Consider the following 16,785-nt stretch of genomic DNA (forward strand, 5'->3'; position numbering starts at 1 on the left):
GGTTAAATTTCCCGGCCCCCCCGCCGCCGCCCGCGCCCCCCCCCTCTCCCCCCGATATATAACCCCCCCCCCCCCGCCCCCCCCCCCCCGGCCCCCCCCCCCGCCACCCCACCCTCCCGAAAGCCCCCCGACCACACCCCCACCCCCCAAACCCCGACAATGGACCCATGTCGGGAGCCGAACCCACCATCACCGTCCCCCCCTGGCTGACGCACAACGTCACCGCCACCCACCACGAGATCGGCCGCCAATGGCTGGCCACCCTCCCCACCAGGACCGCCACCCACCTCGCCGCCTGGAACCTCACCCCGGAACGGACCCTCGACCCCGGCGGCAGCCTCAGCCTGGTCACCTACGTCCACCGCGACGACCTCTCCCCCGCCGTCCTCAAGGTCGGCCTCCCCACCCCCGAGACCGCCCACGAGGACGCCGCCCTCACCCACTGGGCCGGCCGGGGAGCCGTCCTCCTCCTCGACGCCGCCCCCGCCGAGGGCGTGCTCCTGCTCGAACGCCTCCACGGCGAGATCCCGCTACGCTCCCTCGCCGAGCCCAAGGCCATGCTGGAGGCCACCAGCCTGCTGCACCGCCTCTGGACGGAACTCCCCGAGGGACACCCCTTCCCCGCCGTCCCCCAGCGGATCGCCACCGCCGCCCGCCTCGCGGAGCACCCCCACCCCGTCAGCGCCGAGGCCCGGCACCTGATCGCCGAAGCCCTGGACACCGCCCGCAACCTGGCCGGCGACGCCGACGAGTCCTTCCTCCTGCACGGCGACTTCCACCACGGCAACGTCCTGGCCGCCGACCGCGCCCCCTGGCTGGCCATCGACCCGCGCCCGCTGGCCGGCGAACGCGCCTACGACCTGGCCCGCCTGGCCCTGGACCGCGCCGACACCCTGATCGGCTCCCCCGGCGCCCCCGCCGCCGTCCGCCGCCGCCTGGGCCGGCTCTCCGAAGCCCTCGAGGTCGACCGGGACCGGCTCCGCGGCTGGACCCTCTTCCGCGCCGTCGACCTGGCCCTCCGCGCCCTCGTCCCGGACCGCCGAGAGGACGCCGAGCTCTACCTTGAGTTCGCCAACTCCCTCTAGCCCGCAGAGATTCGAGCCCCGGCCCCGCGCAGGGGCAGCCGGGCCCCCATCACCGCGTACAGCCGGTCCGTCGCCGGAAACCGCACCGCCCGCGCCAGGTCCCGGTACCCCAGCGCCCGGTACAGCCGCCGCGCCGGCGTCTCCGCGTCGATCGCCGAGAGGATGCTCCGGTCCAGTCCCGACCGCTCGCACAGCGTCCGGATGATCCGCGAGCCGATCCCCTGCCCCTGGAACTCCGGCAGCACGTGCAGCTCGGTGACCGCGAAGACCCCGTCCAGCCAGCCCTCGTGCCCCCCGGTGGTCAGATAGGGCTCGATCACCGTGCTCCACCAGTGCTCCCGCCGGTTGGGCATCCCGTACCCGAACCCGACCAGCCGCCCCCCGCTCACCGCCCCGAGCGCGATCACCCCCGGCTGCTGGGCGTGCCGCCCCACGATGTGCAGCCGTACCGCGACCTCCTCGGGCGTGAGCCCGAACGCCACCGCCTGGACCTCCAGCGCCTGCGGCGCCCAGTCCGCAAGGTCGATGGCCCCGATCGTCACCCCGGTCAGCTGATCCATGCTCCGGACGTTACTACCAGCCGCCCCGCGGCGCGGCCGAAGATCCCAACAACCCCGCACGCGAACCGCTCAGAAGAGAACGCTCATGAACGCCCCGACCTCCCGGAACCCCACCCGCCGGTACGCGGCCCTGGCCCGCAGGTTGAAGTCGTTGACGTACAGCGACACCACCGGCGCCACCTCCCGCAACGCGATGCCCAGGACCGCCGCCATCCCCGTCTCGGAGAGCCCCTGCCCCCGGTGCTCCGGAGCGACCCAGACCCCCTGGATCTGGCAGGCCCCCTCCGTCACCGCCCCGATCTCCGCCTTGAAGACGACCTGCCCGTCCTCCCCGAACCGGGCGAACGACCGTCCGGTGGACACGAGTTCGGCCACCCGGGCCTGGTAGAGGAGCCCGCCGTCCCCCGCCAGCGGCGACACCCCCACCTCCTCGGTGAACATCGCCACGCAGGCCGGCATCAGGGTCTCGACCTCGTCGCGCCGCACCCTCCGCACCAGCGGATCCGGCGCGATCTCCGCCGACGGCACCGAGGTCGCCAACAGCGGCTGGTGCGCCCGCACTTCGCGCGCGGGGCCCCAACTGCGCTCCAGCAGCGCCCAGAAGGCCGCCGTGGCCGCCGCCGGCCCGACGATCGAGGAGCAGCGCCGTCCCTGCCGGCGGGCCCGTTCCGCGAACGCCGCGACCGCCTCGGGACCGGCGTCGACCAGGACCAGGTTCGCTCCGGCGTAGCAGAGCGCGGCCAGCACGCCGTCGCCGTCGTACCAGCCCCAGATCTCCCCGCCGAGCCGCCACGGGTCCAGCCCGACGGCCTCGACCCTGGTCGCGACGAAGGCGTTGGCGACCGGGTCGCGGTGGAGGATCTCCAGGGCGTCCCCGAGGTCGGGCGGCTCCAGCACCCGGGTGGTGGCCAGGGCCCTGGCGGCCTGGAAGGAGCTCGGGAGCATCACACCTCGATCGAGCATCGAGACAGCACCTCACTGAGACGACTCTGGCCGCACCCTACTCCGTGGCCCCACCCGGCTACGGCCGCGGGGCCGTCCGCGAACGGACGGCCCCGCTTCCGGAAAACGCCGCGCGGACCCTCCCGCGCGGTCAGGACAAGCTATGCGGGGCTCACTCGCCCGCGACCACGGTCGGCGCCCCCGACTCGACGCCGGCCGCCTGCATCTGCTCGGCGAGCTTGAGCGCCTCCTCGATCAGGGTCTCGACGATCTTCGACTCGGGAACGGTCTTGATGACCTCGCCCTTGACGAAGATCTGCCCCTTGCCGTTGCCGGAGGCGACCCCGAGGTCGGCCTCCCTGGCCTCGCCGGGACCGTTCACGACGCAGCCCATGACGGCCACCCGCAGCGGCACCTCCATGCCCTCCAGCCCGGCGGTGACCTCCTCAGCGAGCTTGTAGACGTCCACCTGGGCGCGGCCGCAGGACGGGCAGGAGACGATCTCCAGGCCGCGCTCGCGCAGCCCGAGCGACTCCAGGATCTGGTTGCCGACCTTGATCTCCTCGGCCGGCGGAGCCGAGAGCGAGACCCGGATGGTGTCGCCGATGCCCTCGGCCAGCAGCGCGCCGAAGGCGACCGCCGACTTGATGGTGCCCTGGAAGGCCGGACCGGCCTCGGTCACGCCGAGGTGCAGCGGGTAGTCGCACGCGGCGGCGAGCTGGCGGTAGGCGTTGATCATCACGACCGGGTCGTTGTGCTTGACCGAGATCTTGATGTCGCGGAAGTCGTACTCCTCGAACAGCGAGCACTCCCACAGCGCGGACTCGACCAGCGCCTCCGGGGTGGCCCGGCCGTACTTCTCCATCAGGCGCTTGTCGAGCGAGCCGGCGTTGACGCCGATCCGGATCGGCACGCCCGCGTCCTTGGCGGCCTTGGCGATCTCGCCGACCTTGTCGTCGAAGGCCTTGATGTTCCCCGGGTTCACCCGCACCGCGGCGCAGCCCGCGTCGATCGCCGCGAAGACGTACTTCGGCTGGAAGTGGATGTCCGCGATGACCGGGATCTGCGACTTCCTGGCGATGATCGGCAGCGCGTCGGCGTCGTCCTGGGAGGGCACGGCGACCCGGACGATCTGGCAGCCGGACGCGGTGAGCTGGGCGATCTGCTGGAGCGTGGCGTTGATGTCCGAGGTCACCGTGGTGGTCATCGACTGCACCGAGACCGGGGCGTCGCCGCCGACCGGCACGTTGCCGACCATGATCTGCCGGGAGTAGCGGCGCTTGGCCAGCGGCTTGAGCGGCAGGGACGGAATACCGAGCGAGATCGCGGTCATGTGCGCAGGGTTCCCCGGGGTAGAGGTGTGGTCGACCGCCCGGCCGTGACACGGCCGAGGCCGGGCGCGCTGACGATCGCGCACCCGGCCTCCACGGTACGGCACCGCCACGGCGCCCAGCACACCCGTGGTACCCGAACGCCCTAGCCGATCTTCACCGGGTTCACCAGGTCGGCGACCATCACCAGCAGCGTGAAGCCGATGAAGACGCTGGCCACCACGTACGCCACCGGCATCAGCCTGGCGACGTCGAAGGGCCCCGGGTCGGGCCGCCTGAACACCTGTGCGAACCGACGCCGGACCGCCTCCCAGGCCGCGCCGGCGATGTGCCCGCCGTCCAGCGGGAGCAGCGGCAGCATGTTGAAGAGGAAGAGCGACAGGTTGATGCCGGCCAGCAGGTTCACGAAGACCGCGATCCGCTGGGTGCCGGGGATGTCGAGCGAGAAGACCTCGCCGCTGACCCGGGCGGCGCCGACCATGCCGATCGGCGAGTCCGGGTCGCGCGGGGCGTCGCCGACGACCGCGTTCCACAGCCCGGGGATCTTGCCGGGCAGGGCGATCAGCGACTTCACCCCGTTCTCGGCCATGTCGTACATCCGGTCCACCGACTGCCCGAATCCCAGCTGGACCACACCACTCGCAGGAGTGAATCCAAGGAACCCGGCCTGGACGGTCGCACCCTTGATCGGGATGTTGTTCCCGTCGTACTTCTGGACGTCGTTGACCGCGATGGTCGGGGTGAGGGTGTGCTGCTGACCGTCCCGCTCGACCACCACCGGCACGGTCCTGCCGGCCGACCTGCGGATGTCCTCCTGGAGCTGGTCGTAGCTGCGGATCCGGTCGCCGTCGAAGGAGAGGATCTTGTCCCCCGCCTTCAGCCCGGCCTGGGCGGCCGGGGTCTGCGGGGCGCCCTCCGGGCAGCTGTCGGTGGGCTGGCCCGCCTTGACGACGCACTGGGCGACGGTCTTGACCGTCGGCACGCTCATCTGGACGCCGAAGCCCATCATGACGGTCAGGAAGAGCCCGAACGCCAGGACCAGGTTCATGAACGGCCCGGCGAACATGACGATCATGCGCTTCCACGGCTTGCGGGTGTAGAAGAGCCGGCTCTCGTCACCCTCCTGGATCTCCTCGTAGGAGGCCTCGCGGGCGTCCTCGATCATGGTGCGCCAGGGCGAGCTGCTGCGCTTGGTGATCCTGCCGTCCTCGCCCGGCGGGAACATCCCGATCATCCGGATGTACCCGCCGAACGGGATCGCCTTGATGCCGTACTCGGTCTCGCCCTTGCGGCGTGACCAGAGGGTCGGGCCGAAGCCGACCATGTACTGGGGCACCCGGATGCCGAACAGCTTGGCCGTGGAGAGGTGGCCGAGTTCGTGCCAGGCGATCGAGATCAGCAGCCCGATGACGAAGACCAGGATGCCGACCACCGTCAAAACCGTTGCCACCGCTGGTCCTCCGTCATGCCGCTCCGCTCATCGTCTCGTCCTACCGCAATCGGGGCCGTTCAGTCGACCGTCAGCCGGCCGCCAGCTCGCGGGCCCGGGCGCGCGCCCAGTCCTCCGCGTGCAGGACGTCCTCGACCGTCAGGGAAGTTCCCGCCGCCGGAGCGCCGTCCCGCTGACCGTGCTCGGCCACGACCTTGGCAACAGTGTCCACGATTCCGGTGAAGGCGAGGCGGCCCTTCAGAAACGCCTCCACGCACTCCTCGTTGGCCGCGTTGAAGACCGCCGGGTTGGTGCCGCCCAGGGTGCCCACCTCGCGGGCCAGCTCGACCGCGGGGAAGGCCTCGTCGTCCAGCGGGAAGAACTCCCAGGTGGCCGCCTTGGTCCAGTCGCAGCCGGGGGCGGCGTCCGGCACCCGGTCCGGCCAGCCGATCCCCAGCGCGATCGGCATCCGCATGTCCGGCGGACTGGCCTGCGCCAGGGTCGACCCGTCGGTGAACTCCACCATCGAGTGCACCACCGACTGCGGATGCACCACGACCTCGATCCGGTCGAAGGGCACGTCGTACAGCAGGTGCGCCTCGATCACCTCCAGGCCCTTGTTCACCAGGGTGGCGGAGTTGATCGTGACGACCGGGCCCATCGCCCAGGTCGGGTGCGCCAGCGCCTCCTGCGGGGTCACCCCGGCCAGCTGCTCCCTGCTCCTGGTGCGGAACGGGCCGCCGCTCGCGGTCACCACCAGCTTGCGGACCTCGGCCCTGGTCCCGCCCGCCAGCGCCTGGAACAGCGCGGCGTGCTCGGAGTCCACCGGCACGATCTGGCCCGGCTTCGCCACCGCCTTCACCAGCGGACCGCCGACGATCAGCGACTCCTTGTTGGCCAGCACCAGCACCCGGCCCGCCTCCAGCGCGGCCAGCGTCGGCCGCAGGCCGATCGAACCGGTGATGCCGTTCAGCACCGAGTGGCACTCCATCGCGGCCAGCTCGGTCGCCGCGTCCGGGCCCACCAGCACGGCCGGCAGCGGACGGCCCGCCGCCTCGGCGGCCAGCGCCTCGCGCAGCGCCGGCCCGGCCGCCGGGTCCGCCACCGCCACGGTGTGCACGCCCAGCCGCAGCGCCTGCTCGGCCAGCAGCTCCACCCGGCCGCCCGCCGCCGACAGGGCGACCACCCGGAAGCGGTCCGGGTTGCGGAGCACCACGTCGATGGCCTGGGTGCCGATCGAACCGGTCGAGCCCAGGATCACCAGCTCCCGGGGGCCGGAGGGGTCCGCCACGGTGGGCGTGAAACGCAGCTGCGGGTGAGCGAGCGAAGTCATGCGCCCATTGTGTCCTGTCCGCGGCACCGCACCCGACCCCCACGGGCCGCCCCGCCCCTCCCGGGCTACCGTCGGAACCATGCGTACCGTCATCGCCGGGGGCCACGGACAGATCGCGCTCCGGCTGGAACGGCTGCTCGCCGCACGCGGCGAACGCCCCGCCGGGATCATCCGCCGCCCCGAACAGGCCCAGGACCTCGCCGACGCCGGCGCCGAACCGCTGCTGCTCGACCTGGAGGCCGCCACCGCGCCGCAGCTCGCCGCACTGCTCACCGGGGCCGACGCGGTGGTCTTCGCCGCCGGCGCCGGCCCCGGCAGCGGCGCCGCCCGCAAGAACACCGTCGACCGGGACGCCGCCGTGCTGCTGGCCGACGCCGCCGAACTCGCCGGCGTCCGCCGCTACCTGATGGTCTCGGCGATGGCCGCCGACGCCGACGCCCACCACCCCGCCGACCAGGTCTTCGAGACCTACCTGCGGGCCAAGGGCGCCGCCGACGACGCCGTTCGGGCCCGCACCGCGCTGGACTGGACGGTGCTGCGCCCCGGACGGCTCACCGACGGCCCCGGCACCGGCCTGGTCCGGCTGGCCCCCTCGGTCGACCGCGGCGCGGTGGACCGGGCCGACGTCGCCGCCGTCCTGGCCGCCCTGCTGCGCGAGCCCGCCACCGCCGGGCTGACCCTGGAACTGGTCGCCGGGAACGCCACCGTCGAGGAGGCGGTCGCCGCGGCCGCCGGACACGACGGCTGAGCACCGGACGGCCCCGGGAACGCGAGGAGGGCCCGGTTCGGTGAACCGGGCCCTCCCGCTACGGCACTGCTGCGGCACTGCCACGACTACGGCACTGCCACGACGCCGATCAGAGGTCGAGGCCGGTCAGGACCATGACCTTCTCGACGGTGTAGTCGTCCATCGCGTACTTGACGCCCTCACGGCCGACACCGGAGTCCTTGACGCCGCCGTACGGCATCTGGTCGGCGCGGTAGGACGGCGCGTCGCCGATGATCACACCGCCGACCTCCAGCTCCCGGTGGGCGCGGAAGGCGGTCTGGAGGTCGTGGGTGAACACGCCCGCCTGAAGGCCGAACGCCGAGTCGTTGACGGCCGCGAAGGCCTCGTCCACGCCGTCCACCCGGTGCAGCGACAGCACCGGGCCGAACACCTCGGCCTTGGCCAGGATGGCGTCGCCGGGCAGGTCGGCCAGCACGGTCGGGGCGTAGGTCGCGCCCTCGCGGGTGCCGCCGGTGAGCACCTTGGCGCCCTTGGCGACCGCGTCCTCGACCCAGGACTCGACGCGCTTCGCGGCGTTCTCGTCGATCAGCGGGCCGACGTCGGTCGCGTCGTCACCCGGGTCACCGGTGACCTGCGCCCTGACCTTGGCGACGACCTTCTCCGCCAGCGCGTCGTACACCGACGCGTCGGCGATCACCCGCTGCACCGAGATGCAGGACTGGCCACCCTGGTAGTTGGCGAACATCGCGATCCGGGTGGCCGCCCAGTCCAGGTCGGCCTCCGAGGACCAGTCGGCGAGCACCACGGCCGCGGCGTTGCCGCCGAGCTCCAGGGTGCAGTGCTTGCGCGGCACCGAGTCCATGATCTGGTAGCCGACCTTGTCCGAACCGGTGAAGGAGATCACCGGCAGGCGCTCGTCCTGCACCAGGGCCGGCATCCGGTCGTTCGGCACGGTCAGGATCGACCAGGAGCCGGCCGGCAGGTCGGTCTCGGCCAGGATCTCGCCCAGCACCATCGCCGACAGCGGGGTCGACGGGGCCGGCTTCAGGATGATCGGAGCGCCGACCGCGATCGCCGGGGCGACCTTGTGGGCGACCAGGTTCAGCGGGAAGTTGAACGGGGCGATCCCCAGCACGACACCGCGCGGGAAGCGGCGCACCACCGCGAAGCGGCCCACGCCGCCCGGGTCGGTGTCCAGCCGCATGGTCTCGCCGTTGGTGCGGCGGGCCTCCTCGGAGGCCCAGCGGAAGACCGACACCGCGCGGCCGATCTCACCGCGGGCCCACTTGATCGGCTTGCCGTTCTCGGCGCTGACCAGCTGGGCCAGCTCCTCGGTGCGCTCGGTCAGCCGCTTGGCCACGTGGTCCAGGGCGGCGGCACGCTGGTGCGCCGGGGTGGCGGCGAACACCGGCAGCGCGGCGACGGCGGCGTCGAGCGCCTCCTCGACCTGGGCCTCGGTCGGGATGCTCACCTTGCCGACCAGACGGCCGTCCCAGCTGTTGTGCACCTCGAAGTCGGCGTCACCGCTCGCCCGGCGGCCGGCGAGCCAGAATTCGTACGTGGTGGTCACCGTGGTACCGGCCCTCTCCTCGTCTGTCCTACGGCCCACGGACGTGGGACCCGGTTTTGAGGGTAGGGGCGGCGGCGCGCCGACCGGATTGGCCGACTCGGAGCGTTCGACCCCGGGGCCACTCCACCGCGTCCTACCGGCGGGGCGTCCGCGTCACGCCGGGGCCCCGGGGACGCCTCAGGGGCCTACTCCTCGCCGGAGCGGAGCGCCAGCCACAGCTCCATCCGCACGTCCGTGTCGTCCAGCGAGCGGCCCAGCAGCTCCTCGACCCGGCGCATCCGGTAGCGCAGCGTGTGCCGGTGCACGCCCAGGTCCGCCGCGGCCGCGTCCCACTGGCCGTGCCGGGACAACCACGCCCGCAGCGAGGCCACCAGGTCCCCGCGGGCCGTCCGGTCGTGATCCCGCAGCGGCCGCAACAGCCCCTCCGCGAAGGCCGTCACCGCGTCCTCGCCGAGCAGCGGCAGCAGCGACCCCGCGCCGACCTCCTCGTGGTCCACCGACCTGCGGCCACCGCGCAGCGCCACCGCCAGCGCCCGCTCGGCCTGCGCGTGCGCCGTCCCCGCCTCCTCCAGCGCGGCCGGCGCCGACACCCCCAGCGACAGGCCCTCGTGCTCCTCCACCGCCCCCAGGCAGGCCCGGTGCACCGCGCCGTTGTCCAGCGCCAGCACCATCAGCCGCGGCCCGTGCGCCCCGTCCTCCCGCGCCACCAACAGCTTCTCGCCCACCCGGGCACCCGCCTGCTCGGCCCGGTCGCCCAGTTCCCCGAGCGACTCGGCGGAATCCGCGTTCGCCGCACCGACCCCGGCCACCAGGACCCGTATCGTCCCCTCGGGCATTCCCCCGAACAGCCCCACCGCCACCTGGCGGGCCGTCGCCACCTCACCGGCCAGCACCATCCGCAGCAGCGCCGCGCCCATCCGCTCCTCGGCCTGCCGCAGCTCCCGCGAACGCTCCAGGGTGAGGGTCAGCAGCGCCACCGCCGCGTTCAGCACGTACCGCTCGGTCGGCGTGATCCGGTCCTCGGTCCCCACCGCCAGGAAGCCCCGGGCCCGCCGGTCCGCCCCCAGCGACTGGACCACCACGTAGTCCTCGTCCGCCGTGTCTATCCCCGGCGCGCGCCCCTGCAGCGCCGCACTCGACGGCGCCGGCCGCCGACGCAGCCGGTCCACCTCCGCCGCCAGCCGCCCGGCCCGGCGCGCCGCCCAGTCCGGAGCCACCACCGACAGCGCGCCCGACCCGTCGTACAGCGCCGCCCAGCCCCCCAGCCGGGCCGCCAGCCGACGCACCACCGCCGTCGTGCCGTCCTTGCCGAGCGCCGCCCTGGTCAGCTCCTCCTGCGCCTCGAAGCTGGTCGTCACCGCCTCGTACTGCTCCGCGGCCAGCGCCGCCGACACCACCTTGCTGATCGCGATGAACGGCGTCGGCTCCGGCACCCGCAGCAGCGGCAGCCCGCGCTGCGCCGCCGCGTCCACCAGCGGCTGCGGCACCTCGGTGTGCGACAGCCCCACCCCGAGCCCCAGCCCCACCACCCCGGCATCGGCGAGCCGGTGCACGTACGCCTGCAACCGCGCCGCCGTACGGCCCAGCTTGATACCGGTGGTGAGCAGCAGCTCGCCACCCTCCAGGAACGGCGTCGGATCGTCCAGCTCACTGGTGTGCACCCAGCGGACCGGCCGCTCCAGGTGATCCGCACCGGCGAGGACCGTCAGATGGAGCGACGTGTTGCGGACGACGGAGGCGAGTGTGGGGGGCATGGCACCTTCGGGGGATCGACCTGACCGCGCCGTTGCGGCCGGGCGAGGAGAGGGACACGGGACCGATGAGGGTCTCTCCCCTTCATTATGGACGCTCCGGACAACCCGCACTGCCGAATCCACCTCGAAGGCGACTTCCCCCGCCGCCCCGCCGTCACCCCCGCAGATCCACCAGCAACGGCGGCACCTGCTCCCCCGACACCGCCGTCAACGACACCACCGCGTGCCCGGCCGGCAACGCGTGCGCCAGATCCGACGGCGACCACCGCAGCCGCTCCACGTCCCGCGTCGTCACCGACTCCGTCTGCGCCGCCGTCCCCGACAACGCCTTCCGCCCGACCCGCCCGGCCCGCCTGATCACACCACCGGAGGTGTCGGGGGTGTGGGTGACGGCGGTCTCCTGCACCAGGTGCGTCCCCCAGGCCTCCGAGAACAGCTTCCCGTCCCACGGCGCGATCCCCGGGAACGCCATCCGGCAGCCGACCGCGCCGAACAGCGGCGCCCGCAGCGCCTCCGGCAGGTCCACCAGCGTCCGCAGCAGCAGCACCGCGCCCGCGTTCGCCCCGCGCATCCGCTGCACGCCGCGCACCGCGGTCGCGTCCAGCGCCGCCGAGGCGTCGTCCACCACCAGTCCGGCGAACAGGGAGCGGTCCTCGCGAGCCCCGGCCGCCTGCACGAACTGCCCCACCACCAGCCGGGACAGCATCCGGGCCGCCTCCGGGTGACTCCGCTCCGGCAGCTTCACCCGCACCCTCAGCGGATGGTCCAGCACCCGCATCGCGAACGGGGGCCGACCGGTGCCGTCGGTCGCGAAGGCACCCTCGAAGGCGGGCCGCTCCAACAGCGCCAGCCGGTCCGCCAGCAGCGCCCCGGGGTCGTCCGCCCGGTCGCGCTGCCGCTCCCGGTGCTCCAGGTCCCGCTCGTGGACGGCCAGCCGGCCGGCCACGCCGAGCGCCTTCACCAGGGCCGCCAGCACATCCGGCTCACCGGCCAGCAGCCCCCGCAGCTCCCGCACCCCGGGGTAACGGCCGTACGCGGCATGGAAGGGGCCCACCACCTGCTGCAACGCGGTACGGGCGGGCTCCGAGCGGGCGGTCAGCTCGTCCGGCAGCAGCGCCTCGGCCAGCCGGGCGGCCGCCTCGTCGGGGTTCTGCGCGGCACCGTAGAGGTCCAGCCCGTACACCGAGGACGGGTCACCGGGAGCGATCACCACGTCGTACCAGGAGTCCGGGCCGAGATCGGAGTCCGCCGCCCCGACCACCACCACACAGGCGGTGCCGGACAGCGCCTGCAGACACAGCGCCTCGGCCACCGGCCGGGCCAGCCGCGCCGTCTTCCCGGTCCCGGCCGGGCCCACCGCGAGCAGCGAGGTCCCCAGCACCGCCGGATCCAGCGCGAAACCGGCCGCCCGGTGGCCCGGCGGGTTCTTCGGGACGTCCTGCGCGGTACCGAGCCTGACCTGGCCGAGCAGCAGGTCGTGCCGCTCGGCGCGACCTGGCAGCTCACGGGACTCGGAGGGGTGGGCGAAGGCCGCGGCGCCGCGGGCGGCCACCTGCCCGGTGAAGGCGGGCACGAACACCGGGTCCGCCTGGGCGGACTCCCAGGCGCGCTGGATCCGCACGTAGTCGACGTCCCCCACCGCCTCGGCGTCCAGCCGGGCGGCCGCCTCGGCCGCGCCACCCCGGCGCAGCCCGTCCCACGGGTCCTGCCCCCGCGCGACCTCCGCCCCCGGGACGTCCTCCTCGGCAGGCTGCTCCTGCGTCACCGTCCGCGACAGCAGCGGCGCGACGTACCGGCGCCACACTTCGGGCCAGCGGCCCATCCGGCCGAAGATCTTGATGACCACGGCGACCACCAGGATATTGGCCACCAGGAGTGTGAACATGGCCTCGGACTCGGAGGGCGAGGCCAGCGGACCGATACTCGTCTGCCCGCCGAACCACACCAGGATGTACATCAGCAGCTGGGTGCCATAGATGTAGGCGAACCACGCCACCACCCCGTTCAACCCCGCCCGCAGCAGCAGCGGCCAGGCCGCGACCCTGGCCGCCTCCGCCCGCTCCGGATCCATGCGCCGGTAGCCGAGCCGGTAGACGCCCGGGTCGGCGTCGGGGCGGGGCGCGCGGGCCCAGGCCGCGAGGTCGAAGGGGCCGTTCGCGGCCGTGCCGGGCCGTTGGTGGGGCAGGGGGGTCGGGGGTCTGGTGCCGGTGCGCTCGCCGTGGTGGTGTGCCCCGCCCTGTGCCATGTACGGCCCCGCTCCCTCGCCCGCCCGGCCCGACCGCCGTCGGTGCCGCCATACCCGTGCCGCCATACCGGCGACACGCCCGCGCTCAGGGTAGTGGAGCGCGGCCTGCGGGTAGTCGCACCACCCGCGCTGGCCGTGCCGGACAAGTCGGAGGGCGCACTGCTACCGAGTGGCGCGTGCCCGGGTGGGGAGGGCGGCCGTAGCCTGCGAAGCACCGAGCCGAGAAGTCTGGAGAAACCCCATGAGCGCCGCAATGCCGCTCCCGCAGGAGCGCCGCCTGGTCACCGCGATCCCCGGTCCGAAGTCGCAGGAGCTGCACGCCCGCAAGCTGGGTGCGGTGGCGGCCGGTGTCGGCACCACCCTGCCGGTGTACGTGTCCCGTGCCAACGGCGGCGTGCTGGAGGACGTGGACGGCAACTCGCTGATCGACTTCGGTTCCGGCATCGCCGTGACCAACGTCGGCAACAGCGCCGAGGCCGTGGTGGCCCGGACGACCGAGCAGCTGGGCAACTTCACCCACACGTGCTTCATGGTGACCCCGTACGAGGGCTACGTGGCCGTCGCGGAGCAGCTGAACGAGCTGACCCCGGGTGACCACGAGAAGCGCACCGCGCTGTTCAACTCGGGCTCCGAGGCCGTCGAGAACGCGGTGAAGATCGCCCGCGCCTACACCAAGCGCCAGGCCGTCGTGGTGTTCGACCACGGCTACCACGGCCGCACCAACCTCACCCTGGCGCTGACGGCGAAGAACATGCCGTACAAGCAGGGCTTCGGTCCGTTCGCCCCCGAGGTCTACCGGGTGCCGGTCGCCTACCCGTACCGCTGGCTGACCGGTGCGGAGAACGCCGCCGCCGAGGCCGCCGCCCAGGCGATCGACACCATCAACAAGCAGATCGGCGCCGAGAACGTCGCCGCGATCATCATCGAGCCGATCCAGGGCGAGGGCGGCTTCATCGAGCCGGCCAAGGGCTTCCTGCCGGCCATCGTGGAGTTCGCGAAGGCGAACGGCATCGTGTTCGTCGCGGACGAGATCCAGACCGGTTTCTGCCGCACCGGCCAGTGGTTCGCCTGTGAGGACGAGGGCATCGTCCCGGACCTGATCACCACCGCCAAGGGCATCGCCGGCGGCCTGCCGCTGTCCGCGCTGACCGGCCGCGCCGAGATGATGGACGCCGCGCAGACCGGTGGCCTGGGCGGCACCTACGGTGGCAACCCGGTGGCCTGTGCCGCCGCGCTGGGCGCCATCGAGACCATGAAGGAGCAGGACCTCAACGGCAAGGCGCAGCGGATCGGCGAGATCATGCTGGGCCGCCTGCGGGCCCTGCAGGAGAAGCACGCCCACTCCGAGCGGGTCTGCATCGGTGAGGTCCGCGGCCGCGGCGCGATGATCGCCGTCGAGCTGGTGAAGCCGGGCGGCAAGGAGCCCGACGCGGAGGCCACCGCGGCCATCGCCAAGGCCTGCCACGCCGAGGGCCTGGTCGTGCTGACCGCCGGCACCTACGGCAACGTGCTGCGCTTCCTGCCGCCGCTGGTCATGCCGGAGCACCTGCTGAACGAGGGCCTGGACATCCTGGAGGGTGCGTTCGCCGCTCTCTGAGCGGTGCCGCCCGTCAGGTCGTGAACCCCCTTCCGGAGGGTTGTCCGGACAGCACTGAACGGCCCGTGGGGACCTCTGGTCCGCACGGGCCGTTCGGTTTCCGGGCGCGCCGGGCGAGCGGTCCCGGCATGGTCGACGGGGCGCCCGCGAGGCCGCCCGGCGCAGGGTGAAGATGATGTGCGGAATCACTGAAGGCACTCGGCGTGGAAGGGCTGTTGACGTAGTGTCATCGCAGATGGACAGCGAGCCCCAGCCATTGGCGAGGCCGTCCGCGGGGCCCCCTCCGGGGCCGGTTCCGCGGGTGCCGCGCGAGGACGACCAGGCCGGCCCGGAAGGGGCGGCGCACACCGAAGGCCGATCGACCGACCGTCCGACCCACACCCCCCGGGGCGCACGGAACGGCGATCATCAGAGCCGCCCCGGAGCTCTCCCCCCTGCTCCGGGGCGGCTGTCCGCCGTCCTGGGCCGGGCGGCGCGCTCGGTGGCCGTGCCGGTGGTGGCGGCGGTGCTGTTGCTGGTGGTGTCCTGGCAGGTCGCGGCGGACGGGCCACTGCTCGGCGTGGACCGTTCGGTCCGCCACGCGGTCCGCGCCGCCCACCGGGGTTCTCCTGACGCGCTGCCCGACCGCCTCGGCCACCTCCTGTCGGACCTGGGCAGCAGCGTCCCCGCGGTCCCGGTGCTGCTGCTGGCCGGCGCGCTGGCCGCCTGGCGGGGGCGCCGGACCGGGGCCGGACGCTGGTGGCTGCCCCTGCCGGTGGCGGCGCTGACGGCGGCGCTGATCCCCCTGCTGGTGGTCCCGGCGAAGTCGGCCTTCGCCCGGCCGGGCCCGCTCGGGGAGCCGCTGACGGCCGGCCAGTGGGGCTGGTACCCCTCCGGGCACACCGCGACCGCGGCGATCTCGTACGGGGTGGCGGCGCTGCTGCTGGCCCGGGTGGCGGGGCCGCGTGCGGTCCGGGGGCCGGCGGCGGCCGCGGTGCTGCTGTCGCTCGGGGTGGGCGCGGGGCTGGTGTGGAGCGACTTCCACTGGCTGCTGGACGTCGTGGCGAGCTGGTGCCTGGCCGTCCTGGTGCTGTGGGCGCTCGCCCGGTGGCTGCCCCGGCCCGGGGCCGGGAGCCGTCAGGCCTCGGGGTCCTCGTTGCGGTGAACCATGCCGGGCTCGCCGTTGTCCCGGTGCCACTCGATGACGAGTTCGTCGCGGGCGCCGAAGCGGACCAGGTGGCGGCCGACGACGTCCTCCAGGCCGGGGAGGTTCTCGCGCTCGCCCTCGACGGTGAGCAGCAGGGCGTCCGGCTGCGCCTCCAGGGTGGCGGTGCCGGCGCCGAAGACGAGCGTGCCGCGGCCGGTCTCGTCGGAGTAGGTGGCCTCGATCTTGCGCCCCATGTGGGCGGTGAGCTGCTTGGCGTAGCGGCCGGGGCGGTCGGTGGTGACGCGGGCTTCGGAGCGGGGCACGGGCCCTCCAGGATCGGGGAGGGGAACTTAGGGTCCCCTCACTAGAGGCAACGCTAACCCAGATACTGAGCTAGGCTCAACATATTTCCGCGATCGCCGTCCGCCACCGGCCGCGGGCCCCGGACCGGCCGCTACCCTGGGGCGGACGCCAGCCGAGGAGACCGCCGATGACCACCACGCCGACCGACGGACAGGCGGACCCCTCCCCCGGCCCCCGAACCGGCACCCCGGGCGCCGCCGCCGAGCTGGCCGACGCGATGACCAGGGCGATCAAGCGGATCCGCCGCCAGACCGGCTGGCGGCTGGAGCCGTACGGCATCACCCCCGGCCAGGCCAGGGCCCTGCGCATGCTCGCCCACGTGCCCGGCTGCGAGACGCCCGGCCGGGCGATGCGGCTGAGCGACCTCGCCGACCAGCTGCACATCGCCCCCCGCTCGGCCACCACCGTGGTCGACGCGCTGGAGGAGGCCGGCCTGGTCGAACGCAGCCCCGACCCGGCCGACCGGCGGGCGGTGCGGATCCTGCTGACCGAGGCCGGACGGGCGGCGGTGGAACGGATCGGGCAGGTCAGGGACGAGGTCGCGCAGGAGTACTTCGGCGAGGTCAGCCCCGCCGACGAGGAGGTGCTGCTGCGGGTGCTGCACTCCGCCGAGGCCCGTTTCCTCGCAGCCGGGCCGCCGAGGCGGTACTAGCCAGGGCGTTTCCCGGCCGCCCCCGGACGGAGCCCGGCCGGCATCCCGGCGTGCATACCGAGGAAGAG

At 73.7% G+C, this 16,785-nt stretch carries 14 protein-coding genes; 5 read left to right on the forward strand and 9 right to left on the reverse strand.

Annotated elements, in window-relative coordinates:
• Nucleotides 1–167: 167 nt before the first annotated feature.
• Nucleotides 168–1,085, forward strand: a complete 918-nt coding sequence (locus ACIQOW_RS39155) for an aminoglycoside phosphotransferase family protein (protein WP_401092691.1) — start codon at nt 168–170, stop codon at nt 1,083–1,085.
• Here ACIQOW_RS39155 and ACIQOW_RS39160 read toward each other — a convergent pair.
• The 5 genes from ACIQOW_RS39160 to dxr all read right to left on the reverse strand — a co-directional run bounded on the left by ACIQOW_RS39160 (nt 1,082) and on the right by dxr (nt 6,680).
• Nucleotides 1,082–1,645: a GNAT family N-acetyltransferase gene (locus ACIQOW_RS39160; RefSeq protein WP_401092693.1), complete on the reverse strand. Its 564-nt coding sequence runs from the start codon at nt 1,643–1,645 to the stop codon at nt 1,082–1,084. The two genes, ACIQOW_RS39155 and ACIQOW_RS39160, sit on opposite strands and share 4 nt — an antisense overlap.
• Before the next feature lie 69 nt (nt 1,646–1,714).
• Nucleotides 1,715–2,590, reverse strand: a complete 876-nt coding sequence (locus tag ACIQOW_RS39165) for a GNAT family N-acetyltransferase (protein WP_188301483.1) — start codon at nt 2,588–2,590, stop codon at nt 1,715–1,717.
• 169 nt (nt 2,591–2,759) lie between these two features.
• Entirely contained in the window at nt 2,760–3,920 is a 1,161-nt protein-coding gene (gene ispG / locus ACIQOW_RS39170; RefSeq protein ID WP_401092695.1) for a flavodoxin-dependent (E)-4-hydroxy-3-methylbut-2-enyl-diphosphate synthase, read from the reverse strand.
• Between the two features lie 143 nt (nt 3,921–4,063).
• Nucleotides 4,064–5,368, reverse strand: coding sequence for a M50 family metallopeptidase (locus ACIQOW_RS39175; RefSeq protein ID WP_401092697.1), 1,305 nt, complete (start codon nt 5,366–5,368; stop codon nt 4,064–4,066).
• A 70-nt stretch (nt 5,369–5,438) separates the two neighbouring features.
• Nucleotides 5,439–6,680 (reverse strand): 1-deoxy-D-xylulose-5-phosphate reductoisomerase, encoded by a 1,242-nt coding sequence (dxr, locus tag ACIQOW_RS39180; protein ID WP_401092699.1) that lies wholly within the window; start codon nt 6,678–6,680, stop codon nt 5,439–5,441.
• Nucleotides 6,681–6,759: 79 nt separating this feature from the next.
• Between dxr and ACIQOW_RS39185 the strand changes: the two genes are divergently transcribed.
• Nucleotides 6,760–7,428, forward strand: a complete 669-nt coding sequence (locus ACIQOW_RS39185) for an NAD(P)-binding oxidoreductase (RefSeq protein WP_401092701.1) — start codon at nt 6,760–6,762, stop codon at nt 7,426–7,428.
• A 109-nt stretch (nt 7,429–7,537) separates the two neighbouring features.
• Here the strand turns inward: ACIQOW_RS39185 and ACIQOW_RS39190 are convergent, their stop codons facing one another.
• The 3 genes from ACIQOW_RS39190 to ACIQOW_RS39200 all read right to left on the reverse strand — a co-directional run bounded on the left by ACIQOW_RS39190 (nt 7,538) and on the right by ACIQOW_RS39200 (nt 12,979).
• Nucleotides 7,538–8,980, reverse strand: coding sequence for an aldehyde dehydrogenase family protein (locus ACIQOW_RS39190; protein WP_401092703.1), 1,443 nt, complete (start codon nt 8,978–8,980; stop codon nt 7,538–7,540).
• Between the two features lie 185 nt (nt 8,981–9,165).
• Complete coding sequence (locus ACIQOW_RS39195) at nt 9,166–10,734, reverse strand: PucR family transcriptional regulator (protein WP_401092704.1); 1,569 nt, start codon at nt 10,732–10,734, stop codon at nt 9,166–9,168.
• A 154-nt stretch (nt 10,735–10,888) separates the two neighbouring features.
• The gene (locus ACIQOW_RS39200; protein ID WP_401092706.1) at nt 10,889–12,979 is read right to left on the reverse strand and encodes an ATP-binding protein; all 2,091 of its coding nucleotides are present in this window, start codon (nt 12,977–12,979) and stop codon (nt 10,889–10,891) included.
• A 241-nt stretch (nt 12,980–13,220) separates the two neighbouring features.
• Between ACIQOW_RS39200 and gabT the strand changes: the two genes are divergently transcribed.
• Together gabT and ACIQOW_RS39210 are read left to right on the forward strand one after the other, a co-directional pair.
• Nucleotides 13,221–14,576 carry a 4-aminobutyrate--2-oxoglutarate transaminase gene (gene gabT / locus ACIQOW_RS39205; protein WP_401092708.1) on the forward strand — a complete coding sequence of 452 codons (1,356 nt, stop codon included), beginning with the start codon at nt 13,221–13,223 and terminating at the stop codon, nt 14,574–14,576.
• 481 nt (nt 14,577–15,057) lie between these two features.
• Nucleotides 15,058–15,720: a phosphatase PAP2 family protein gene (locus ACIQOW_RS39210; RefSeq protein WP_401092710.1), complete on the forward strand. Its 663-nt coding sequence runs from the start codon at nt 15,058–15,060 to the stop codon at nt 15,718–15,720.
• Here the strand turns inward: ACIQOW_RS39210 and ACIQOW_RS39215 are convergent.
• Nucleotides 15,693–16,025, reverse strand: coding sequence for a DUF2218 domain-containing protein (locus ACIQOW_RS39215; RefSeq protein ID WP_188301473.1), 333 nt, complete (start codon nt 16,023–16,025; stop codon nt 15,693–15,695). The genes ACIQOW_RS39210 and ACIQOW_RS39215 overlap by 28 nt on opposite strands.
• 167 nt (nt 16,026–16,192) lie before the next feature.
• Between ACIQOW_RS39215 and ACIQOW_RS39220 the strand changes: the two genes are divergently transcribed.
• Nucleotides 16,193–16,717, forward strand: a complete 525-nt coding sequence (locus ACIQOW_RS39220) for a MarR family winged helix-turn-helix transcriptional regulator (RefSeq protein ID WP_401092712.1) — start codon at nt 16,193–16,195, stop codon at nt 16,715–16,717.
• Nucleotides 16,718–16,785 lie beyond the last annotated feature (68 nt).

This window comes from Kitasatospora sp. NPDC091335 (genome assembly GCF_044757205.1).
Lineage (GTDB): Bacteria > Actinomycetota > Actinomycetes > Streptomycetales > Streptomycetaceae > Kitasatospora.

Excerpts from the sequence above, each read along its gene's own strand:
- dxr (WP_401092699.1), bottom strand. The coding sequence starts at position 6,680 with ATGACTTCGCTCGCTCACCCGCAGCTGCGTTTCACGCCCACCGTGGCG.
- ACIQOW_RS39195 (WP_401092704.1), bottom strand. The coding sequence starts at position 10,734 with ATGCCCCCCACACTCGCCTCCGTCGTCCGCAACACGTCGCTCCATCTG.
- ACIQOW_RS39165 (WP_188301483.1), bottom strand. The coding sequence starts at position 2,590 with ATGCTCCCGAGCTCCTTCCAGGCCGCCAGGGCCCTGGCCACCACCCGG.
- ACIQOW_RS39220 (WP_401092712.1), top strand. The coding sequence starts at position 16,193 with ATGACCACCACGCCGACCGACGGACAGGCGGACCCCTCCCCCGGCCCC.
- ispG (WP_401092695.1), bottom strand. The coding sequence starts at position 3,920 with ATGACCGCGATCTCGCTCGGTATTCCGTCCCTGCCGCTCAAGCCGCTG.
- ACIQOW_RS39200 (WP_401092706.1), bottom strand. The coding sequence starts at position 12,979 with ATGGCACAGGGCGGGGCACACCACCACGGCGAGCGCACCGGCACCAGA.
- ACIQOW_RS39160 (WP_401092693.1), bottom strand. The coding sequence starts at position 1,645 with ATGGATCAGCTGACCGGGGTGACGATCGGGGCCATCGACCTTGCGGAC.
- gabT (WP_401092708.1), top strand. The coding sequence starts at position 13,221 with ATGAGCGCCGCAATGCCGCTCCCGCAGGAGCGCCGCCTGGTCACCGCG.
- ACIQOW_RS39155 (WP_401092691.1), top strand. The coding sequence starts at position 168 with ATGTCGGGAGCCGAACCCACCATCACCGTCCCCCCCTGGCTGACGCAC.
- ACIQOW_RS39185 (WP_401092701.1), top strand. The coding sequence starts at position 6,760 with ATGCGTACCGTCATCGCCGGGGGCCACGGACAGATCGCGCTCCGGCTG.